This is a genomic window from Labrys methylaminiphilus subsp. lupini (assembly GCF_051161885.1).
Taxonomy (GTDB): Bacteria; Pseudomonadota; Alphaproteobacteria; order Rhizobiales; family Labraceae; genus Labrys.
The window spans coordinates 1,302,950-1,324,081 of record NZ_JBMDIH010000002.1 but is presented as its reverse complement, the minus strand read 5'-3'; the positions used below and the strand labels follow the sequence as shown (position 1 = coordinate 1,324,081).

Below are 21,132 nucleotides of genomic sequence, written 5' to 3'. Positions count from 1 at the left end.
AGACACTTCAACGCTTCTTCAACGCCTCGGCCAAGGCCGCCCCGAAAGCCCCTTGCGAGGATGGCTTGTCGGGACGGCCCTGGCTGGGACGAGGCGGATTCGGCTTGGCTTTGTCGTCGCGCCTGGCTTGCTTGTCGGAGTTGGCATTGCCGTCCCGCCGCATCGACAGGGCAATGCGCTTGCGGGGAATGTCGACTTCGACCACGCGCACTTTCACGACGTCGCCGGCCTTCACCACCTCGTGCGCGTCCTTGACGAAACGATCGGCCAGCTGCGAGACATGCACTAGGCCGTCCTGATGCACGCCGATGTCGACGAAGGCGCCGAAGGCGGCGACGTTGGTGACCGTGCCTTCCAAAAGCATGCCGGGCCGGAGATCCTTGATGTCGTCGATGCCGTCGGCGAAGGTCGCGGTCTTGAATTCGGGACGGGGGTCGCGGCCGGGCTTGTCCAGCTCGGCGATGATGTCACGCACGGTCGGCAGGCCGAAGCGTTCATCCACGAAAGCCTGCGGATCGAGCTTTCTGAGGGCGGCACTGTCGCCCATCAGCGTACGCACGTCGCGCCCGCAGGCGGCGACGATCTTCTTGGCGACGCCGTAGGCTTCGGGATGCACGGCCGAGGCATCCAGCGGCTCGCTGCCATTAGGAATGCGCAGGAAGCCGGCGCATTGCTCGAAGGCGCGCGGGCCGAGGCGGGAGACTTTGAGCAGGTCCTTGCGGCTGGCGAAGGGACCGTTGGCATTGCGATACATCACGATGCCCTCGGCGAGTGAGGCGCCAAGGCCGGAGACGCGAGCGAGCAGCGAGGCCGAGGCGGTGTTGAGATCGACGCCGACCGCGTTCACCGCATCTTCCACCACACCATCCAGCGAGCGCGCCAGGCGATATTGGTCAACATCGTGCTGATATTGCCCGACGCCGATCGATTTAGGTTCGATCTTGACCAGTTCCGCGAGGGGATCCTGGAGCCGTCGCGCGATCGAGACCGCGCCGCGCAGCGACACGTCGAGATCCGGAAACTCGGCAGCGGCCGTTGCCGACGCCGAATAGACCGAAGCGCCCGCCTCGCTGACGATGACCTTGAGCGGCTTGGGCGGGGGCAGGGTAGCGAGCATGTCGATCACCAGCCTTTCCGTCTCGCGACTGCCGGTACCGTTGCCGATGGCGATCAATTCGATACCGTGACGGCGGACGAGGGCCGCGAGCTCCGTCTGGGTGCCGCGCAAATCGTTCTTAGGGGGGAAGGGATAGACGGTGGTGGTGGCCAGGACCTTGCCGGTGCCGTCGACTACCGCGACCTTCACGCCCGTCCGGATGCCGGGATCGAGGCCCATGGTGGCGCGCGAGCCGGCGGGGGCCGCGAGGAGCAGGTCCTTGAGATTGCGGGCGAAGACCCGGATCGCCTCTTCCTCGGCCCGTTCGCGCAAATCGCCCATCAGGTCGACATAGAGATGCAGGGAGAGCTTGACGCGCCAGGCCCAGCCCACAACCTCCATCAGCCAGCGGTCGCCGGGAAGGCTGCCCGCGATCGCATAGGCCTGGGCGATCATGCGCTCCACCGGCTTGACCGCGGAGGCATTGTCGGCGTCGACCTCGATGTCGAGCGACAGCACCTCCTCGTTGCGGCCGCGCAGCATGGCGAGCGCGCGATGGCTGGGCACGCCCGACCATTTCTCGACATGGTCGAAATAATCGGAGAATTTAGCGCCGGCCGCCTGCTTGCCGTCGATGACGCGGGCGCGCAGGAAGGCATGTTCCTTCATGTAGGCGCGCAGCCGGCCGACCAACTCGGCGTTCTCGCTGAAGCGCTCGACCAGGATGTCGCGCGCGCCCTCCAGGGCCGCCTTGGTGTCAGGGACCTCGTCGCCGAGATAGGCAGCCGCCAGCTCCGCGGGCACCGCCGCCCTGTCGGCGAGAACGGCCTCGGCGAGCGGGCCGAGCCCGCGCTCGCGGGCGATCTCGGCCTTGGTGCGCCGCTTGGGCTTGTAGGGCAGATAGTTGTCTTCCAGCTCCGCCTTGGTGGCGGCTGCGGCGATCTTGGCTGCGAGTTCGTCGTCGAGTTTGCCCTGCTCGCGGATGGAGGAAAGAATGGTCTCGCGCCGGGCCTCGAGCTCGCGCAGATAAGCGAGGCGTTCGGCAAGATCGCGCAACTGCGTGTCATCGAGCCCGCCGGTCACTTCCTTGCGGTAGCGGGCGACGAAGGGGACGGTGGCGCCTTCGTCGAGCAAAGCGACGGCGGCCGTGACCTGCTGCGGCCTGGCGCCGATCTCGGCTGCAATGATCGTGGCCAGGCGCAGGCCGGCTCCGGTGGCGTGTTGCTTGCCGTTCATGCGCTCCTCGCTCGACAATGAGTCGCGCACCATAGGCAAGGCGGGGCGGGATCGCCATGCCTCTGGCCACCGGCCCTTGCTTCTCCACAACCTGTCTTTCGCTTGCTGTTGGAGGGGCCTCAATTCCACCCCGGCGCCCTCTAGGCGGCACGACCACTCGGTCCTGACCTCATGGCACGACGGCTCTACTTGGCTCGAACGAGCGGGAGAAACACGCTGTCGACCCAAGCTTTCCACAAGGCGGGCGGTGGCGCCGAAAAGGTCATGAGGATATGCCCCCCGAAAAGATCGCTCAGCAGGGAATCGACGGGCGGGGCGAGTTTTTCCCGATCAACCTCGCCGCGCGTCACGGCACGCTCGAGGATCGTCGGAAGCATTTGCCCATGCCCCCCCTTGATGAGCGAAGCGCGCAGGTCTTTTGGCGTGGAGGTGGTTTCGGTGAAATACGCACTCGATAGCAGCGAGAAAGTAGCGACGATCGCGGAGGTGCGTTCCGAGGCCCGGTCCAGGAATTCCAGTAGTTCCGTGCGCAGATTGCCTCGATCCGGCACGTCAATCGGGTTTTTCGCCATTTGCTGCCGAATGGCCGCGACGACGAGGGGCGCCTTGCCGTCCCAACGACGCCCGAGCACCGGGCGGCTGGTACCGGCCCTTTCGGCCACGGCCTCCATCGTCAGCCCGGCATAGCCGCGTTCGACCAGTTCGGACCACGCTGCTTCCAGAATCGCCTGTTCGAGATCCACTCCTCGACGTCGCTGTTGCATGAAATTCCTTATCTAAATAAGATGCATTTTCGCATCTTATTTCCACCACAATGCTATAACTAGATGCGTCAGTGTATCCTATATTTGGAGCTGGGCGTGACAAGTTTTCCTCTTCCACGGCGGCTGGCCGTGTTTCGAATCCGCACGGGCCTTGTGACATTCGGTAGGGTGAGCGAAAAGGCAACCGATCCCCACGCTGCTATGACGGCCTGTCTGCGGGATGTCCTGATACAAGTTCGGGTAACGACGGCCTGTTTGATTCTGCCTTTACTGTCCACCGGATGTGCTTCGGTTCCTCTCAAGTCTGCAGGCACGTTGACGAGCTATGACAAGCTCAGCAAACCAAAAGGACTGCTGTCAAAGTCGAGAAATTACGTCGATGCCAGTGCTTTGGCTTCCGTGAAGACTGTCGGTATCGTGCCGACCACGCTGACTCAGTCGGCCTCCGCGCGGGTGAAAACGCCGAGCGATCGGGCGATGGTTGCCAATGCACTTGATCGTGAGATCTGCGTCGCCCTGAGCGACAAGTTTCAGATCGTTAGACCGGGCGCGCCTGCTGACCTGATGGTTCGGACTGTGGTCACCGACATCGTACCGACCAACAGGGCGGTGGCGGTGCTCGCGACTGCCGTGACATTGGGCAGCGGCTTTGCCCTACCGGTCAGCGTTCCCAGGCTTCCTTTCGGCCTGGGTGATCTGGCGGTCGAGGCGGAAGCCGTCGACAGCAAGGGCAACCAGCGCGCCGCGATGCTCTGGGCCCGCGGCGCCAACTCGATCTCGAACAAACCGCGCATGTCCGAAGTCGGTGACGCCTATGGCTTGGCGACGATGTTCGGGAGCGAGTTCTCCCGCATGCTCGTTACCGGAAAGGAGCCGCGCACGTTGGATATCAGGCTGCCATCCGGACAGCGGATACGATCCTGGCTGGGCGGCAAGCCGAAATATGCGACCTGCGACAGTTTCGGCCGGGCGCCAGGTCTTCTGGGCGTCGTCGCCGAAAAATTCGGGGCGCCGCCGGAATGGACCGACAAGCGCCCGCAAGCCGCCCCCCAGCGTTAGATCGGTGCTTGCTTGTATCGTGGATGCCATGGCCTCGCCTCGGCCGGCCATCGCGGGGCGCTGTCCGGGAATAGCGCCTGCGTCGCTGCCTCCCGTATTTTCTCTCGGTACCCAAGAGGCTTGCCTCAATAAAATCGATGTGATTTATTCGCGTGGCGTCACTGCGCCCATCACGAGGCGGAACCGATCCGCCCGATCGAGGAAACACCCCAGGGAGAAACAAGATGCGCAAGCGTCTGGTTACCGCGCTGCTCGCCTCGGCCGTTGCCTTCGCAACCGCCTCGTCACAGGCCGAAGACCTCGTCACCAAGAGCCGGATCGGGCCGGCCGATGCTCCGAAATCACTGACCTTCCGGCTGACGGGAGACGGGCCTGACAGCACCGACCCGGTCTGGGCGGAGGGCTACAAGAAGCTGTTCGGCGACTTCATCCAGCGCCATCCCGGCTGGAAGATCGAGCTCGAACGCATGTCCGACAATATCGGCCAGGAACAGGCCCGCATGCTCGAACAGGCCAAGGCCGGGCGAGGACCCGATTGCGCCGCGGTGGATTCCTTCGTGCTGGCCCTGTTCATCGGCGCCGGCGTACTGAAGCCGCTAGATGCCTATTTTACGAAGGACGAGGTCAATGATCTCTTCCCCTTCGTGCGCCAGGGCATCACCGGCAAGGACGGCAAGATCTATGCCTGGTGGTGGGATACCGATCTGCGCGTGCTCTACCGCAAGAAAGACGTCGTGCCGGATGCCCCCAAGTCCTGGGACGAGTTGAAGGCAGCGGCTCTCGCCTCCAAGGAGAAGGGTATGGAGGGTCTGCTCTTCAATGCCGGGCGTTGGGAGGCCACGACCTTCGACTGGCTCGCCAATTTCTGGAGCCAGGGTGGCAAACTCGTCGACGACACCGGCAAGCCCGTCTTCGCAGAGGGTGAGAACCGCGAGAAATTCCTGAAGGCCGTCAAATATTTCAAGGAACTTGTTGATTCCGGCGCCGCGCCCAAGCGCGTCACCACCATCATGAATTATGACGAGTTGAACGCCGCGGCCGCAGCCGGGACAACCGCTCTGTTCATCGGCGGCAACTGGCAATATGGCCAGCTCAAGACCATTCTCGAACCGGAAGCCTTCGAGCAATGGACCTTCTCGGAGATCCCGGGACCGACCGCCGGCCAGAACGCCACCGGTACCGGCGGCTGGACGGTTGGAGCCTTCGCCAACGATCCCGAGAAGGTTGCCATGTGCGCGGCGATCGCCAAGGAGGTCTATTCGGGCCTGGGCAATGCCCTCCAGCAGCAATTGCCAACCTCCAAGGCGCAATATGACAAGTTCGACGTCTTCAAGACCGAGGCGAACAAGACCTTTGCGGCGGCGCTCGCCCACGGCCAGGCCCGGCCGGGCGTGCCGATCTATGCGGAAATCTCCAACCAGATCCAGGTGATGATGGGCGAAGTGCTGGCCGGCACCAAGACGCCGGAAACGGCCCTCGATGCCGCCAATGCCGCCGTGCAGGCGGCCTATACCCGGCAGAAATAGGGGAGGGGCAACCGAATCCGCGGACTGATGCCAGACAGGAGAGGGACGCCATGTCGACGACCAGGGCCGCCATCGCCGCCGTGCCGCGCCGCCAGCGAGGGCTCGGCCTTGCAGGGCGGATCGACACCAATGCCTTCTCCTGGCTGGCGCCAGCCGTCTTGCTGCTCGCCGCCTTCTATCTCTACCCGATTATCGACGTCTTCCGCCTGTCCCTGACCAATGCGACGCTGCTCAGTTCCGAGGAGCGCTACACGCTCGACACCCTCTACGCCATGCTCGGCAATGCCGCGCTCGGCGATATCCTCCTCACCACCTTCATCTTCTGCGCGGCTAGCGTGATCGGCCAGCAGGCGGTCGGCTTCGGCATCGCCCTGGTGGTGGTGCGTGGCGAGCGCCGCCGCCTTCCCGGCATGACGGTGATCCGCACCATCGTGCTGATCGCCTGGGTCATTCCCGGTATCGCCAACGGCTTGATCTGGCAGATGCTGTTCTCCGAAGCGCCGTTCGGTGCGATCAACAGCGTACTGCGCCTGATGCACATCGCCCCGGTGGCCTGGCTGTCCGATCCCACCAACGCCATGATCTCGGCCATCATCTCCAATGTCTGGCGTGGCACGGCCTTCTCGATGATCGTGTTCTATGCCGCGCTCAAGGGCATCGACCCTACGCTCTATGAGGCGGCCAATGTCGACGGCGCCAATGGCTGGCAGAAATTCCGCTTCGTCACCCTGCCGATGATGCGCAGTGCCATCCTGGTCAACTCGATCCTGATCACCATCCAAACGCTCAACACCTTTGACGCCATCATCTCGCTCACCGGCGGCGGGCCGGGCCGGGCGACGGAAGTGCTCTCGCTCTTCACCTACAACACCGTCTTCCGCAATTACGACCTCGCCGGCGGCAGTATGCTCTCGGTGCTGATGCTGGCGATCAGCCTGGCACTGGCCCTGTTCTATGCCGCCTTCCTGCCGCGTTGGGAGGATCGGACATGAAGGGCGAGCGCCGCGAGAAATGGGGCGATGTCGCCACCTATATACTGGCCGTGCTGATCGCCGCCTTCTTCCTGACGCCGCTTCTATGGCTGCTGTCGCTGGCGCTGCGCTCGCGCCAGGAGGTCTTCCTCGGGGCTGCCCGCTTCATCCCCAAGCGCCCGACGCTCGCCAATTTCGCGCAGGTGCTGAGCGATCCCACCTTCCTGGTCTATCTGTGGAACGGTCTGAAGCTCTCGGCGCTCGGGGGGCTCGGCTGCCTCGCGGTGTCTGCACCCGCCGCCTATGCCTTTTCGCGCTTCTGGTTCGCCGGCCGCTCGGCCCTGATGATGGCGATCCTCGCCTTTCAGATGGTCTCGCCGCTGGTGATCCTGGTGCCGCTCTATCGCTATATGAGCGATCTCGGCCTGCTCAACAGCCATTTCGGCGTGATCATGGTCTATATCGCCGTGGGCATTCCCATGTGCACCTGGCTGCTCAAGAGCGCCATCGACGCCATTCCGCGCGAATTGGAGGAGGCGGCCGCCATCGATGGCTGCAGCCGCTTCGGCATCTTCTGGCGCATCACTTTGCCGCTGATCACGCCGGGCATCGCCTCGGCCTTCATCCTGATCATGATCCTCAACTGGTCGCAGTTCCTGATCCCCTTTCTGCTGCTCAACAAGGATCCGCAGCTGCCGATTTCGGTGGCGATCTTCAATTTCGCTGGCACGTCCAATGCCTCCACCACCCAGGTACTGGCGGCTGCCTGCCTGGTGGCGGTGGTGCCGGCCATCATCGCCTTCGTGGCGCTGCAGCGCATGGTGGTAGGAGCGCTAACTGCCGGAGCAGTTAAAGGTTAGATCGTAACATATTGTTTTATCTAGGAGTTTAAGATGTCACTCACGATCCAGCAGCGGATCGATCGCCTGAATGTCCGCGTGCTCGAGCTCGGTTTCTGGCGAGAGCACGAAAAGGTTGCCATCAAAGGCTGGACTTTCAATGGCGAACCGATCGCTCTCGGTGCCGACTGGCCCAGGCGCGACGGTGTCGTGCATTTCATGGCCAAGGCCGAGGTGCCCCAGTCCTGGCCGCTGGAGGAGACTCGCCTGATCCTCGATCTCGGCGGCGAGAGCCTGATCACGCTGAAGAGCGAGGCGGGACAGAAGCGCTACGGCCACGATCCCTATCATCAGGAATATCCGGTGCTCGGCCGGCATTTCTCGATCGAGACGGACAGTGTTGCCCGGCTGCCCTTCGGCGAGCCGGTGCCCGAGCCTCGGCTGGTTGCGGCACGCCTCGTGCGCCTCGAACCATCCGTGCATCGCCTGCGCCTGCTGCTCAAGCAGGTGGCCGAGGTGGCGCACCTGCTGGGCGACCACGAGGTCGTGCCCCATCTCGTCGGCGCAGCGGAGCGCACTTATGCTGCGCTCGACTGGCCCTCGGCGACCTCGGACTATGTGGCACGCATGGGCGACTACACCCAGCAGCGCTCGATCTGGCAATTGCCGGCACTGAAACCGAACCCTGACGGGCTGCGGCAGGACCACCGCGCCAGCGTGGCGGCGGCCCATGACAGACTGGTGGCCGAATTGCGCGCGCTCAAGGCCCGCTTTCCTCAGCAGGGCAAGCTCGGCATCACCGGCCATGCCCATATCGATCTCGCCTGGCTCTGGCCCTATGACGAGACCCGGCGCAAGGCCCGGCGCACTTTCCACACCGCGCTACGCTTGATGGAGCAGTTCCCGAGCTTCATCTTCAACCAGTCAACGGCCGCCTATTATGCCCAAATCGAGGAGGACGATCCGGCACTGTTTGCCGATATCGTCGCCGCCGTGAAGAAGGGCCAATGGGAGACCATTGGCGGCATGTGGGTCGAACCCGATACCAACATGCCGACCGGCGAGAGCTTCGTGCGCCAGATCCTGTATGGCCAGCGCTATTTCCTGCGCCAATTCGGCGTGCGCCATCGCGTCTGCTGGCTGCCGGATTGCTTCGGCTTCTCGCCGGCTCTGCCGCAACTGCTCAGGCAGGGCGGCATGGATTCCTTCTTCACCATCAAGGTGAACTGGTCGGAAACCAACCGCTTCCCGCACGACCTCTTCTTCTGGGAAGGCCTCGACGGCAGCCAGGTGATTGCCCACACCTTCGACAATCCACTGCACGGCTATAATGGTTCGACTGAGCCGGCGGCCATCATTCCGACCTGGAAGAATTTCCGCCGCAAGGACATCCATGATGAAAGCCTGCTCGCCGTCGGTTATGGCGATGGCGGTGGTGGCACCACGCCCGAAATGCTGGAACGCCAGGCCCAGCTCGTCGATTTCCCGGCGATCCCGGCGCTCAGGCCGGTTCGGGTCGAGGATTTCTACGCTCGTATACACGATGAAGTGCCGGCGGAGAAAATCCCGGTCTGGTCTGGCGAGATCTATCTCGAACTGCACCGTGCCACGCTGACCACGCAAAGCCACACCAAAAAGCTGCATCGCCATGCTGAACGGGCGCTGATCACGGCCGAGACCGTCGCTTCATTGGCGGCGTTGCTCGGCGGCCCTCTGCCCGAGAGCCTTGAGCCGGCCTGGCGCAAGGTGCTCAAGAACGAATTCCACGACATCCTGCCGGGCTCGGGCATTCGCGAGATCTACGAGGATGCTGAGCGCGAACTCGGCGAGGCGCTGGCGACCGGCCGTGAAGCGCAGGAGGCCGGGCTCGCGGCAGTGGCGGCGCAGCTACCAAAGAGCGGGTCGACGGACGTGCTGGTGGTGGTCAACCCTGATCTCCATGCGCGACCCATCCGCTGCGAAATCGGTGGTGTTCCCCTTGCACCGGAAGGGACGGTGCCCCCGCTCGGCATTGTTGTTCTCGACCGCGGCGGGCTACACCCGTCAGATGGCCTCACTGTCTCGAAGACCGGCCTCGAAAACCGCTTCGTGCGGGTTGCCCTCAATGGCGACGGCACGCTCGCCAGCCTCTACGACAAGCGCGCCGGGCGCGAGGCGCTGGCCGGCCGTGGCAACCAGCTCTGGGCCTATGCCATGGACAAGCCGCGCAATTGGGATGCCTGGGACATCGACGACGACTACACCGCCAATGGCCAGGAGCTGACTGCGGTGGAGGCGATCGACGTCGTCGAGACCGGTCCGCATCGCGTCGCCGTCAGGATCGTGAGGCGCTTCCGCGATTCCACCATCACCCAGACCCTGCGGCTATGGGCGAACTCGCCGCGCCTGGAGATCAGGACCGATCTCGACTGGCATGACCGCCGCGTGCTGCTCAGAACCCTGACGCCGGTGGCGGTGCGTTCGGACTTCGCCACCTTCGAATGCGCTTTCGGTGTCGTCAGGCGCTCGACCCGCGACAACACCTCCTGGGAGAGCGCCCAATATGAGGTGCCGGCCCATCGCTTTGCCGATCTGTCGGAGCCGGGTTTCGGCGTCGCCATCCTGAACGACGCCAAATATGGCCACAGCGTCAAGGGCAATGTGCTCGGGCTGAGCCTGGTGCGCGCACCCATCTATCCCGATCCGCTGGCCGACGAGGGCGAGCAGAGCTTCCTTTATGCGCTCCTGCCGCATCAGGGCAGCTGGCATGAGGGCGACGTGCGCGAGGAGGCGCTCGATCTGAACCAGCCGGTGCTGGCGCTCGCCGCCACCGGCCTCCAGCCCGGATCACATCAGCCGCTCGCCGTCGAGGGCATCGCGGCCGGGCTCGGCGGTCTCAAGCAGGCCGAGGAGGGTGGGGGGCTCATCCTGCGCGTCTATGAGCCCGCCGGCGCCCGCGGTGCCTTCGCCGTCAAACCAGCCACGGGCTGGCGGCTCGGCGATGCCGTCGATATCCTCGAAGAGTCGGTATCACGTGCCGACGGCCCGGATCTCAAGCCTTTCGAGGTGCGCAGCTGGGTGCTGAAGAAAGGCTGAATGGCTACCGCAGAGTGGCTTCCTGGGAGCGCGGACGTCCCTACGACACTCAAGTGAGAGTCGGACGATCCGCTTTTCCCTCTCATTGAGCACCTCCTCTCCGAGAGCGGGCGGGGACCCCGCGCTGCCAGGAGAATGCCCACACCGAGCGCCATGGTTGACAAGATGGGATACCGTGCGGCTTGATCGGTCCGGATATGAAGTCTTCCCTCCTGCCGGGCGAACTCGCCGGCTCCAATTCCGGCCATGCCGCGAGCCACAATCAGGCTGTCATCCTGCGCACCATTCGCTGGAGCCAGCCGATCTCGCGCACCGAGCTCGCGCGGCGCTCCGGCCTCAGCAAGCAGGCCGTCGCCCGCATCACCGAAAAGATGCTCGACGACGGGCTGATCATCGAGGCGCGCCGGCGCTACGGCATGCGTGGGCAGCCGGCGATCGAGCTCGAAATCAATCCGGAAGGCTGTTTTTCGGTGGGTATCGGCCTCGGGCGCGATCACCTCACCATCGTCGCCGTCGATGCGCTTGGCACGGTACGCGACCGGCTCCATCGGGAGATACGCTATCTTCTACCTGACGCCTTCTTCGCCGAGGTGAAGGAAGCCCTGAAGACCTTCCGCCGCCGCCATGCCATCGACGAGAACCGGCTGGTTGGCATCGGCCTCGCCATTCCCGACCTCCTCGGCGAGATCCCCTTCATCGGCATGCCGGAGGCCTATTCCGTCTGGGAAGAGACGGATATCCGCGCCCGCTTTGCCGCCTTCACGGAACAGCCCGTTTTCATCGACAATGATGCAACGGCTGCGGCGATCGGGGAGCTCACCTACGGGCTCGGCGTGGAGATTCGCAGCTTCTTCTACATCTTCATCGGCGCGGGGCTCGGCGGAGGCATCGTGCTCGATGGTGCCTGCTATCACGGCTCGAGCGGCATCAGCGGGGAAATCGGCTGGCTGCCGCTGTCGCCGGCGGGGGGGCGGGAAGGCGACGGCGTCCAGCCGCTCGGCCAGCTCGTCTCGCTGCTGCAGCTCTACGATTTTCTCGCCAGGCACGGCATCGCCGTCGCGCAGCCGCAGCAATTGCTGGCCCTCGACGAACGCGGTCGGGATCTGGTGGTGATCTGGCTGCGCATGGCCGCCCGGCATCTGGCCGAGGCAGCCATCGATATCGGCCTCCTGATCAATCCCGATGCGGTGCTGATCGGCGGTCGCCTGCCGGTGACCTTGATGGACAAGCTGCTGCTCTTCGTTCACGAGGAGCTTGCGCGCGATCCAAGGCCGATGCCACCGGTCTATCGTGCCGGTGGTTCGGAAGATGCGGCGGCGCTGGGGGCGGCAACCATGCCGCTCGCCCACGCCCTCAGGCTGGAGGCGGCCGATCCGGCACAGCGGACGCGTTCGCCCTTGCGTGCCCGCGATCTTCGCTAACGTTCTGGCGGACAAGGACGGTCCGGCGCATGTCCGGCAGCAGGATGTCGAGGAAAGGGATCGCCGCGATCCCTTGAGCCACGCCCTGCTCGGACAGCGTACTGCAGCGGATTTCCGGCAACCAGAACGGGTGTGTCGGGTCGATCATCCGGCTCCGGCGCAGCACCTGCAGGCGTGCGGCAAGCGCTTCCAGAAGCGGCGTCGGCAGGCGGCCGCCCACCACGATCAGGCGCGGTCCGATGAAGGCCGCCATGGCGATGATCATGTCGGTCAGATGCTCGGCGGCATCGTCGAGCCATTGCTGCACGGCAGGGTCCGACAGATCATGGCTGGGCAGGCGGCTGGTCGCCGCCACCTCGTCGAGATAGCGCCCGTCGCGGCCGGTGCGCATCAGTCCGACCAAGCCAGCCTTGTGCTCCGCACCGTCGAAGACGGTGCCGCCGATGATCATGCCGGCGCGAACGGTGGCGCCGAGCAGGACGAAGACGAAACTATCATCGGCCGTTGCAATCCCGGATTGCCTCTCGCTGATCGCTGCGGCGACCGTATCGCGTTCGACGATGGCCCGGTAGGGAGAAAGCGCGGCACGGATAGCCTCGGCATGTTCGCCTGCCGTCACGCCGATGCCGAACAGACGGCCGCCCGGCGCCGCCGTCGAGAGCCGGGAGGTCGCCCGCCGGATCCAGGTGGCGGCCTCGGCCGGTTCGCGCACCGAACCCGGCGCTTCCTCGGCAAAGAGGAGCGTGCCGGCAAGATCGGTGGCGATCAGCCTCGCCCGCTCGCCGGCGAGGTCAACACCGATCGACACGGCGCTGCCCTGGCGAATGGCGAAGCGGTTCGAACGCGCCGAACTATTGGTCTCGATCAGGCCTTCGCCGGTCAGGCGGCGCAGGATGTTGGCGATGCCCGGCACGGTGAGGCCGGTGACATGGGCGAGTTCGAGCCGCGTCATCGCACCGCCGCGCCGCAAGGCCTCCAAGGTGACGCGCAGATTGTGATCGGCGGCCTGTACCAGATTGAGGCCCGAAGTCTGGTCGCGCCTTTCGGGAAAACGTACGGGAAGCGGGGGGCTGCGATCGATCGGCATGGCTTCTTCGTCAGAAAGCTCGAGACGGGACTCCACCGACGATAGCCCATTGGTGCCCGCCAGGGCAGGGCTCGCCTGCGCGAAAGTGCGAAATCCTGTGCGTGCGACCGCGTAAATCACCCGCAAAGGCCATGTGGCTATAGTCGCCGAATCTCGACACCGCCGTCATGCGCCGAATACTCGTTCGACTGCACCAGAGGAAATGAAGAATGGCGAATAATGGTCACGCCAAGATAATTCCCAGAAGAACACCAGAATCAGCGGCCATGCTGGCAAGTGTCAAGCGGGCGATGGCGATCACTGCCGCCCTCAACCGCTTGACGTTCAACGATGCGGATGAAGTCCGGGCGCTGTTCAGCGACCTCATCGGCCGGAAGGTAGACGACAGCTTTATGTTGATCCCGCCATTCTACACCACCGGTGGGACGGACATCCGCGTGGGGTGCAACGTTTTCGTCAATCAGAACTGTACATTCTACGACCTTGGCGGGCTGGATATTGCCGATGACGTGATGATTGGCCCGAATGTAAGTATCCTCACATCCAGCCACCCCGTCGAGCCTTCGCAACGGCGCACCTCCGTCATCGCAAAGCCCGTTGCGATTGAGAGGAATGTCTGGATCGCAGCCGGCGTGACGATCATCGGTGGGGTGACGATCGGCGAAAACTCGGTTGTTGCGGCGGGTTCCGTGGTCACCAGGGACGTGCCCCCAAATATGCTCGTCGCAGGCAACCCGGCCAGGATCATTCGTTCGATTGGCGACTGAGGGCGCTTCCGCGAGAAACCCGTTCCAGGCAATGCGCCTGGCCTTGATGTCGGTTGACTTTCCGATAGTAAAGCTATTTTCTTTTAGGAAAAATAACTTTCCAAGAAGAGGAGGGCGCGTTGAAGCTGTTCATCGCCGGTCTCGATACCGAGACCAACACGTTTTCGCCGATGCACACGGGCTATGAATCCTATGCCGAGAATCTGATCGCCCATGGCGATGCCACTTCGAGGCCGCTGAATTGCTGCTCGGCGCAGCTTGCCGTCTGGCGAGCCCGAGCCGAGGTGCGGGGATGGCATGTGGCCGAGAGCCTGTGCGCCGTGGCCGAGCCCGGCGGTGTCACCACGCGCTCGGTCTATGAGACCTTCCGCGATGAGATCCTGCGCGATCTCGCCACCGCCATGCCGGTCGATGCCGTCCTGCTCGCTTTGCATGGGGCCTGCGTGGCCGAGGGCTATGACGATGTCGAGGGCGATCTTCTCGGTCATGTTCGCGCGCTGGTGGGACCTGACGTACCGGTGGGCGCCGAACTCGACCTGCATTGCCACCTCACCGAACGCATGCTTGATCAGGCCACTTTGCTGGCGACCTATCTCGAATATCCCCACACTGATATCGAGGAACGAGCCGACCATTTGTTCAGGCTTATGGCCCAGGTGCTTGCCGGCGAGACCCGTCCCGTGATGGCGCTGTTCGATTGCCGGATGATCGGCACCTTCCGCGTCCATGAGCAGCCCTTGCGCGACCTCGTCGACCGCATGAAGGCACAGCAGGGGCGTGACGGCATCCTGTCCGTCTCCTTCGGACATGGCTTTCCCTGGGGCGATGTCGCCGATGTCGGCGCCAAGATGCTGGTGGTAGCCGATGGTGACGGGAGGCAGGCACGGGCGGTGGCTGCCCACTTCGGCCAGGAGATCTTCGCACAGCGCCACAGACTGCAGCCGGATTATCTCGACATGGACGAGGCGCTCGATCGGGCCTGCGCCATCGAGGGCGGTCCCGTCGTGCTGGCCGACGTCTCCGACAATGCCGGCGGCGGCGCGCCGGGCGACTCCACCTTCCTGCTCCGTCGTGTCATCGAGCGCGGCATTCGCAATGTCGCGAGCTGCCTTTATTGGGATCCGATCGCCGTGAGGCTTTGCCGGGAGGCGGGCGAGGGAGCCACGCTGCCGCTCAGGATCGGCGGCAAGATCGGCGTTGCTTCCGGCGATCCGATCGATCTGACCGTCACGGTCCGGCGCGTCGCTTCCGGCATCACACAGCGTTTCGGCCAGGTGCCGATTGCGATCGGCGATGCGGCCTGGGTCAGCGCCGACGGGATCGATCTCGTGCTCAACAGCGTGCGCAGCCAGGCCTTCCATCCCGAATGCATGACCGCGCTCGGTCTCGATCCGGCCACGCGCAAGCTCGTGCTGGTCAAATCGATCAACCACTTCCGCGCGGGTTTCGAGCCGATTGCTCGCGAGATCCTATATGTTGCGACACCGGGGGCTCTGCAGCCGCGGTTCGAGCGCATACCCTACACCAAGCTCGCGCGGCCTTATTGGCCCAAGGTGGACGACCCCTTTGCCGAGGCTGGCACCTGACGGGACAGCGCCCCGATGCAGTAGCCACTACGAATATATAATTATTCGTTTTTTCAATAATTTAGTAGAATTATCTAATGTATTTTTTATCGAAAGCTCCCTGACCGTCGGCGGGATACCCTAGATTGCCGCCTTCAACTCTGCAGCCCTGTGGCAGCGCACCCGGCGCCCCTCCATGGCGGCAATGGCCTCGTCATAGACCGTCAGTGCCTGGGGCCTGTCGCAGCCTGCGGCGGCGGATTGGCAGCGTTCACGATAGAAGCAGCCGGCGGGCAGCACCCGGTTGTTGGGCAGTTCGCCGACCCGGTTTGCCGCAAGCTGGGGCAATGGGTGCTCGAGGCTCGGCACCGTTGCCAGCAACGTGCGGGTATAGGGATGGGCGGGCTGCTCCAGCACCGCCTGCGCTGGGCCGGATTCGACGATCTGGCCGAGATACATCACTGCGACGCGATCGCAGAAATGACGCACCAGCGAGACGTCGTGGGAGATCAGGAGATAGGCGAGATTGCGCTCGCGCTGCAGCTTGAGCAGCAGATTGATGATCTGCGCCTGCACGGAGACGTCGAGCGCCGAGGTCGGCTCGTCGAGGATCAGCAGGTCCGGATCGGTGCTGATCGCCCGGGCTACGGCGATGCGCTGGCGCTGGCCGCCGGAGAAGGCGTGTGGCAGGCGGTCGAGAAGCTCTGGTCTCAGGCCCACCGCCGCCGCGAGTTCGGCGGCGCGCGCCCTGAGGGCCGCCCTGGTCATGCCGCCGCGCACATGCAGCGGTTCGGTGATCAAGCGCCATACCGGCATGCGCGGATCAAGCGAGGATTGCGGATCCTGAAAGACGATCTGCATGCGCTGGCGGATGTCGCGCTGCGCCTGGCCCTGCGCCAGGCGCAATTCGGCGCCGCCGATCAGCACGCGTCCAGAGCCGTGGCCGACAAGGCCGATGATCGCCTGGACCAGGGTGCTCTTGCCGCAGCCGGATTCACCGACAATGCCGAAGCTTTCGCCCGGTCGCACGACGAGGTCGACGCCGTTGACGGCATGAACATAAGGTCTCTCACGCTCGAACCAGCCGCGCGGCAGAGGAAAACGGACACGCAAGTCCTCGACGGCGAGCAGGGGCGCCTCCGTCACGAGGCGCTCCCCTGGTGGCGAATGGCCTGGCGCTGCCAGCAGGCGACGAGACGTTGCGGGGCCGGGGAGGTCGACTGCGGCTTGGTCAGGCATCGGGCGGTGGCCTCGGGACAGCGGGGACGGTAGAAGCAGCCTTCGGGCGGATCGAACAGATTGGGCACCGTGCCGGGAATGGCTTCCAGCTCGGCCTTGGGCGCGACGCGCTCCGGCAGGCAGCGCAGCAGAGCCTGGGTATAGGGATGCTGCGGCTCCTCCAGCACGGCGCGGGTCGGGCCTGCCTCGACGATGCGTCCGGCGTACATGACGTAGAGGCGATCGCACAGCTGCGACACCACCGCCATGTTGTGGGAGATGAACACGACGGAGGTGCCGGTGCGGCGGGCGCGGTTCTGGATGAGCCGCAGGATGACCGCCTGCACGGTCACGTCGAGCGCCGTGGTCGGCTCGTCGGCAATGATCAGGCCTGGATTGCAGGAAAACGCCATGGCGATCAGGACGCGCTGGCGCATGCCGCCGGAGAGCTCGAAGGGATAGGCCCGCATCACCCGTTCCGGCTCGGGGATGAGCATGTCGGCCAGGATCGCCCGGGCGGTTCGCTCGGCCTCGTCCCGGCCGACCTGCTCATGCCGGCGGATCACCTCGACGAGCTGCCGCCCTATGCGGATGGTCGGGTTGAGGGCGTTCATCGGCTCCTGGAAGATGGTCGAGACCAGCTTGCCGCGCACATCCTGCAGCGTTGCCTCATCCATGGCAAAGGGATCGCGGCCGAACAGGCGGATGCTGCCGGCAGTAACGCGATAGCCCCCTTGCGGGAGCAGGCGGGTCGCCGCCATGGTGGTGACGGACTTGCCGCAGCCGGACTCGCCGACGAGGCCGACGATCTCGGCCTGGCCGACCTCGATCGAGACGTCGTCGAGCGCCTTGACGGCGCCGCCATAGGTCGGAAATTCCAGCGACAGGCCGCTGATCGACAACGGCAGCGCGGAGGGAGCAGTTGCGGCGGCCATCAGCGCGACCTCATTTTCGGATCGAGGAGGTCGCGGATACCATCGCCGAGCAGGTTGCAGCCCATGGCCGTCACCAGGATCGCAAGGCCCGGAAAGGTGCTGTACCACCACTGGTCGAGGATGAAGCGGCGGCCGCTGCTGACGAGCGCGCCCCATTCCGAGGTCGGCGGTTGCGCCCCGAGCCCGAGAAAACTGAGGGCGGCGGCGATGAGGATGATGTTGCCGAGATCGAGCGTTGCCTGCACGATCAGAGGCGACAGTGCGTTGGGCAGCACATGCCAGCGCAGGATATAGAAGGGCGAGGCCCCGTAAGTGCGGGCTGCTCGCACATAGACCCTTTCGCGCAGCGACAAGGTCTGGCCGCGCGCCAGCCGGACATAAGCGGGAATGCGCACGATGGCGACTGCGAGCATGGCGTTGACCAGGCTCGGTCCGAGTGCGGCCGCCAGAGCCATGGCGAGCACCAGCGCGGGCAGTGCCAAGAGGACGTCCATCAGCCGCATGATGACGGTGTCAAGACGGCCGCCGAGGATACCCGACAGGCAGCCGATCAGCGCGCCGGCGATGGTCGAGATCGCCACGATGAGAAAGGCGGCGCCGCAGGAGGCGCGCGCACCATAGATGACGCGGGAGAACAGGTCCCGCCCGACTTCGTCGGTGCCGAACCAATGGGCCGCGCTCGGCGGCTTCAGGCGCAGGGACAGGGCGACCTTGTCGGGATTGTAGGGTGCGAGCAGGGGTGCTGCGGCGATGATCACCAGGACCATGAGGACGATGGCAAGGCCGATCACGGTCAAAGGTTGCCGGCGCGACAGATAGCCAAGATAGGCAAGGCGTTCGCGCAGCTTCGAGGGAGAACGTGCACTGGTCGCTTCGGGCGCCTGCATGGTCATCAGCCGATCTCCCTGATTTGCGGGTCGGCGGCCATATAGGCCAGGTCGATCATGAGGTTGATCAGGACATAGCCGATCGAGGCGACCACGGTGAAACCCATGATGGCGGGGAAATCGAGGGTCTGGATCGAAGTCACGACATAGCTGCCCATACCCGGCCAGGCGAAGATCGTCTCGGTCAACACGGCGCCATAGAGCAGGTCGCCGAGAGCGAGCCCGAGCAGGGTGATGGAAGGGATCAGCGCATTGCGCAGGGCATGATTGAAAATGACGGCCCGCCGGCGCAACCCGCTCGCCCAGGCGGTGCGGATATAGTCCTCCTGCAGCACTTCCAGCATCGAGGCGCGGATCTGGCGGGTGATCACGCCCAGATTGGCGAAAGCGAGCACGACGCTTGGCAAAATGAGGTGGCGGACGGCGCTTGCAAAAGCATCGAGGCGTCCCTGGAGCAGGGAATCGACCAGGAAGAAGCCGGTCATCGGCCGCAGCGGCGGAATTTCCATGGCGAGACGGCCGCCACCCGGCAGGATCTGCAGCTTGGCGTAGAAAAGCAGGATCAGGATCAGGCCGAACCAGAACACCGGCATGGAAATGCCGCAGACCGAGACCACCCTGGCAATCTGGTCGACCAGCCCGTCCTTCTTCACCGCCGATGCCACGCCGAGGGGAACGCCGATCAGCACCGCCAGGAACAGGGCTGTGATACCCAGTTCCAGCGTTGCCGGCAGGAAGGTGGCGATATCGGCGGCGACCGACCGGCGGGTTCGCAGCGAGGTGCCGAGATCGCCCTGGACGAGCTTGCCGACATAGATCGCGAACTGATCCGTCACCGGGCGATCGAGGCCGAGATCGCGGCGGACATTTTCGAGCGTCTCGGCACTGGCCCGATCGCCGGCGATCAGCCGGGCCGGATCACCGGGAATGAGATGGGAAATGACGAAGGTGATGACGACAACGCCAAACACCACCAGGAACAGGAACAGACCGCGCTGGCCAATGATGCGCGCGAATGTCATCGGCTTGTCTCTCCTTGCTGGGGTGCCTGGTGAGGCTTAGCCATCCTGCGATCTAACGCAAACGGAGCCGATGGCACCGCGTACCACCGGCTCCGGCTATCGTCAGTCCGCCTTGGACATGGCTGCGAAATTATAGACCTGGATCAGCATGGGATTGTAGACATAGCCCTTCACCGCAGCCCGGCGGGCGAAGATGTCGTTCTTCTGCACGAGATAGAGATAGGGCGCGTCCTGTGTCGACAGCTTCTGAGCCTCCAAATAGAGCTGCTGGCGCTTGGGCTGGTCGACGATGCTGCCGGCCTCGCGGATCAGCGCCGTGACCTTGGGATTGTCGTAGAAGGCGCGATTGCCGGGGGCGCCCTTGCGGTCTGGATCGAACCAGTAGTTCATGAACATGTAGGGGTCGGCGAAATCGGGGGTCCAATCGCCGGCCGCCAGCTCGAAATTGCCGTTGGCCACCATTTCGCGCTTGGTGGTGTCGGCCAGCGATTGCAGATCGAGCTTGATGCCGACATCAGCGAGATTGGCCTGCAGCGCCAGACCCACCGGCTCCCAGATCGGGTTGGCCTGGGAGAAGGTATAGGTGAAGTGCAGATTCGACTGCCCGGCTTCCTTCAGCAGGGCCTTGGCCTTTTCCGGATCGTAGCTGTACTGGAAGCCCGAGGGGTCATGGCCCCACATGCCATCGGGTACGGCGCCGCGCATCTGTTCGGCCTGGCCCAGCATGATACCTTCGACGATACCCTTGTAGTCGACGGCATAGGAAATCGCCTGGCGCACGCGTGGGTCGTTCAGCGGCGGTTTGGTGTTGTTCAGATAGATATAGGTGACGTAGAGGCTCGGATTGCTCTCCACGACCACGGAGGATTCCTTGCCGAGCGCTTCGGCCTGCTCGACAGGAACCTGCTCGATGATGTCGGCATCGCCATTGAGAAGCTGCAGCCGGCGCGCCGAGATGTCACCGACGATACGCACCACCACCTGCTTGAAGGCGGGCGCGGGGCCGGCATAATGGCTGTTGCGCTCCAGCACCGTGCTCTGGTTGCGCTCCCAGCTGGCAATGCGGAAGGCACCGCTGCCGGCGCTGTGCTCGGCGAGCCAGGCTTTGGCCATATCGCCGTCCTTCTCATGCGCCATCACCTTGGGATTGACGATGGCCGCACCTGAGGTGGCGAGGGCCGAAAGGAAGGGCGAGAAGGGCGCTGACAAGACGAAGCGGACTGTCATGGGATCGACGATCTCGACGGTCTTCAGCGTGGGCAGGGCGTCCGAAGGGCCGGCCTTCAGCTTCATCAGGCGGTCGAAGCTGAACTTGACGGCGGCGGCATCGACCGGCGAGCCATCGTCGAATTGATGGCCGGGCGCCAGCTTGAAGGTCCACACCAGCTTGGCATCATCAACCGTCCAGCTTCCGGCCAGCTCTGGTATCACCTCGGTGGAGCTGCCCTTATAGGCGACCAGCCGCTCATAGGCGGCATAGGTGAAGGTATAACCCTTATTGTCGATCTCGACGCCGGGGTCGGCGGTGGGTGCATCCTCGGATCGCGCCACTACCAAGACGTCCTTGGCTCCCGCCATGGCGCCTTGGCTGAGGCAGGTGGCGAGAAGCAGAGCGAGCCCTATGGTTTTGAGTTGAGTCGAGATCATGCGCCCTCTCCGGCATT

Annotated in this window: 16 protein-coding genes; 8 read left to right on the top strand and 8 right to left on the bottom strand. The window is 64.3% G+C overall.

Annotated elements, in window-relative coordinates:
- Nucleotides 1-7: 7 nt before the first annotated feature.
- Nucleotides 8-2,332, bottom strand: coding sequence for a Tex family protein (locus ACN6KF_RS31715; protein WP_434960862.1), 2,325 nt, complete (start codon nucleotides 2,330-2,332; stop codon nucleotides 8-10).
- A gap of 185 nt (nucleotides 2,333-2,517) precedes the next feature.
- Nucleotides 2,518-3,096 (bottom strand): TetR/AcrR family transcriptional regulator, encoded by a 579-nt coding sequence (locus tag ACN6KF_RS31710; RefSeq protein WP_434960861.1) that lies wholly within the window; start codon nucleotides 3,094-3,096, stop codon nucleotides 2,518-2,520.
- A 96-nt stretch (nucleotides 3,097-3,192) separates the two neighbouring features.
- On the opposite strand from ACN6KF_RS31710, the gene ACN6KF_RS31705 reads away from it, so the two are divergent.
- The 6 genes from ACN6KF_RS31705 (at nucleotide 3,193) to ACN6KF_RS31680 (ending at nucleotide 11,987) form a co-directional block, all read left to right on the top strand.
- Nucleotides 3,193-4,155: a DUF3313 domain-containing protein gene (locus ACN6KF_RS31705; RefSeq protein ID WP_434960860.1), complete on the top strand. Its 963-nt coding sequence runs from the start codon at nucleotides 3,193-3,195 to the stop codon at nucleotides 4,153-4,155.
- Nucleotides 4,156-4,379: 224 nt separating this feature from the next.
- Nucleotides 4,380-5,681 (top strand): extracellular solute-binding protein, encoded by a 1,302-nt coding sequence (locus ACN6KF_RS31700; RefSeq protein WP_434960859.1) that lies wholly within the window; start codon nucleotides 4,380-4,382, stop codon nucleotides 5,679-5,681.
- A gap of 50 nt (nucleotides 5,682-5,731) precedes the next feature.
- The gene (locus ACN6KF_RS31695; RefSeq protein ID WP_434960858.1) at nucleotides 5,732-6,673 is read left to right on the top strand and encodes a carbohydrate ABC transporter permease; all 942 of its coding nucleotides are present in this window, start codon (nucleotides 5,732-5,734) and stop codon (nucleotides 6,671-6,673) included.
- A complete protein-coding gene (locus ACN6KF_RS31690; RefSeq protein ID WP_434960857.1) occupies nucleotides 6,670-7,512 on the top strand; it encodes a carbohydrate ABC transporter permease in 843 nt (280 codons plus the stop codon). The genes ACN6KF_RS31695 and ACN6KF_RS31690 overlap by 4 nt, the downstream gene beginning before the upstream one ends.
- A 33-nt stretch (nucleotides 7,513-7,545) precedes the next feature.
- Nucleotides 7,546-10,566, top strand: a complete 3,021-nt coding sequence (locus ACN6KF_RS31685; protein WP_434960856.1) for an alpha-mannosidase — start codon at nucleotides 7,546-7,548, stop codon at nucleotides 10,564-10,566.
- Between the two features lie 197 nt (nucleotides 10,567-10,763).
- A complete protein-coding gene (locus tag ACN6KF_RS31680; protein WP_434960855.1) occupies nucleotides 10,764-11,987 on the top strand; it encodes an ROK family transcriptional regulator in 1,224 nt (407 codons plus the stop codon).
- Here ACN6KF_RS31680 and ACN6KF_RS31675 read toward each other — a convergent pair.
- Nucleotides 11,920-13,074 carry an ROK family transcriptional regulator gene (locus ACN6KF_RS31675; RefSeq protein WP_434960854.1) on the bottom strand — a complete coding sequence of 385 codons (1,155 nt, stop codon included), beginning with the start codon at nucleotides 13,072-13,074 and terminating at the stop codon, nucleotides 11,920-11,922. The two genes, ACN6KF_RS31680 and ACN6KF_RS31675, sit on opposite strands and share 68 nt — an antisense overlap.
- Before the next feature lie 209 nt (nucleotides 13,075-13,283).
- On the opposite strand from ACN6KF_RS31675, the gene ACN6KF_RS31670 reads away from it, so the two are divergent.
- Both ACN6KF_RS31670 and ACN6KF_RS31665 read left to right on the top strand, forming a co-directional pair.
- Nucleotides 13,284-13,841, top strand: a complete 558-nt coding sequence (locus ACN6KF_RS31670) for a sugar O-acetyltransferase (protein ID WP_434960853.1) — start codon at nucleotides 13,284-13,286, stop codon at nucleotides 13,839-13,841.
- Between the two features lie 119 nt (nucleotides 13,842-13,960).
- Nucleotides 13,961-15,427 carry a M81 family metallopeptidase gene (locus tag ACN6KF_RS31665; protein ID WP_434960852.1) on the top strand — a complete coding sequence of 489 codons (1,467 nt, stop codon included), beginning with the start codon at nucleotides 13,961-13,963 and terminating at the stop codon, nucleotides 15,425-15,427.
- A 120-nt stretch (nucleotides 15,428-15,547) separates the two neighbouring features.
- On the opposite strand, the gene ACN6KF_RS31660 is transcribed toward ACN6KF_RS31665, so the two are convergent.
- The 5 genes from ACN6KF_RS31660 to ACN6KF_RS31640 form a co-directional block, all read right to left on the bottom strand.
- Nucleotides 15,548-16,552 carry an oligopeptide/dipeptide ABC transporter ATP-binding protein gene (locus tag ACN6KF_RS31660; protein WP_434960851.1) on the bottom strand — a complete coding sequence of 335 codons (1,005 nt, stop codon included), beginning with the start codon at nucleotides 16,550-16,552 and terminating at the stop codon, nucleotides 15,548-15,550.
- Nucleotides 16,549-17,559, bottom strand: coding sequence for an ABC transporter ATP-binding protein (locus ACN6KF_RS31655; protein ID WP_434960850.1), 1,011 nt, complete (start codon nucleotides 17,557-17,559; stop codon nucleotides 16,549-16,551). Before ACN6KF_RS31655 ends, ACN6KF_RS31660 begins: the two co-directional genes overlap by 4 nt.
- Nucleotides 17,559-18,452, bottom strand: coding sequence for a D,D-dipeptide ABC transporter permease (gene ddpC, locus ACN6KF_RS31650; RefSeq protein ID WP_434960849.1), 894 nt, complete (start codon nucleotides 18,450-18,452; stop codon nucleotides 17,559-17,561). The genes ACN6KF_RS31655 and ddpC overlap by 1 nt, the downstream gene beginning before the upstream one ends.
- A complete protein-coding gene (locus ACN6KF_RS31645; protein ID WP_434960848.1) occupies nucleotides 18,452-19,468 on the bottom strand; it encodes an ABC transporter permease in 1,017 nt (338 codons plus the stop codon). Before ACN6KF_RS31645 ends, ddpC begins: the two co-directional genes overlap by 1 nt.
- A gap of 102 nt (nucleotides 19,469-19,570) precedes the next feature.
- The gene (locus ACN6KF_RS31640) at nucleotides 19,571-21,115 is read right to left on the bottom strand and encodes an ABC transporter substrate-binding protein (protein ID WP_434960847.1); all 1,545 of its coding nucleotides are present in this window, start codon (nucleotides 21,113-21,115) and stop codon (nucleotides 19,571-19,573) included.
- Nucleotides 21,116-21,132: the final 17 nt, after the last annotated feature.

Excerpts from the sequence above, each read along its gene's own strand:
- ACN6KF_RS31715 (WP_434960862.1), bottom strand. The coding sequence starts at position 2,332 with ATGAACGGCAAGCAACACGCCACCGGAGCCGGCCTGCGCCTGGCCACG.
- ACN6KF_RS31710 (WP_434960861.1), bottom strand. The coding sequence starts at position 3,096 with ATGCAACAGCGACGTCGAGGAGTGGATCTCGAACAGGCGATTCTGGAA.
- ACN6KF_RS31700 (WP_434960859.1), top strand. The coding sequence starts at position 4,380 with ATGCGCAAGCGTCTGGTTACCGCGCTGCTCGCCTCGGCCGTTGCCTTC.
- ACN6KF_RS31695 (WP_434960858.1), top strand. The coding sequence starts at position 5,732 with ATGTCGACGACCAGGGCCGCCATCGCCGCCGTGCCGCGCCGCCAGCGA.
- ACN6KF_RS31690 (WP_434960857.1), top strand. The coding sequence starts at position 6,670 with ATGAAGGGCGAGCGCCGCGAGAAATGGGGCGATGTCGCCACCTATATA.
- ACN6KF_RS31685 (WP_434960856.1), top strand. The coding sequence starts at position 7,546 with ATGTCACTCACGATCCAGCAGCGGATCGATCGCCTGAATGTCCGCGTG.
- ACN6KF_RS31680 (WP_434960855.1), top strand. The coding sequence starts at position 10,764 with ATGAAGTCTTCCCTCCTGCCGGGCGAACTCGCCGGCTCCAATTCCGGC.
- ACN6KF_RS31675 (WP_434960854.1), bottom strand. The coding sequence starts at position 13,074 with ATGCCGATCGATCGCAGCCCCCCGCTTCCCGTACGTTTTCCCGAAAGG.
- ACN6KF_RS31670 (WP_434960853.1), top strand. The coding sequence starts at position 13,284 with ATGGCGAATAATGGTCACGCCAAGATAATTCCCAGAAGAACACCAGAA.
- ACN6KF_RS31655 (WP_434960850.1), bottom strand. The coding sequence starts at position 17,559 with ATGGCCGCCGCAACTGCTCCCTCCGCGCTGCCGTTGTCGATCAGCGGC.
- ddpC (WP_434960849.1), bottom strand. The coding sequence starts at position 18,452 with ATGACCATGCAGGCGCCCGAAGCGACCAGTGCACGTTCTCCCTCGAAG.
- ACN6KF_RS31645 (WP_434960848.1), bottom strand. The coding sequence starts at position 19,468 with ATGACATTCGCGCGCATCATTGGCCAGCGCGGTCTGTTCCTGTTCCTG.
- ACN6KF_RS31640 (WP_434960847.1), bottom strand. The coding sequence starts at position 21,115 with ATGATCTCGACTCAACTCAAAACCATAGGGCTCGCTCTGCTTCTCGCC.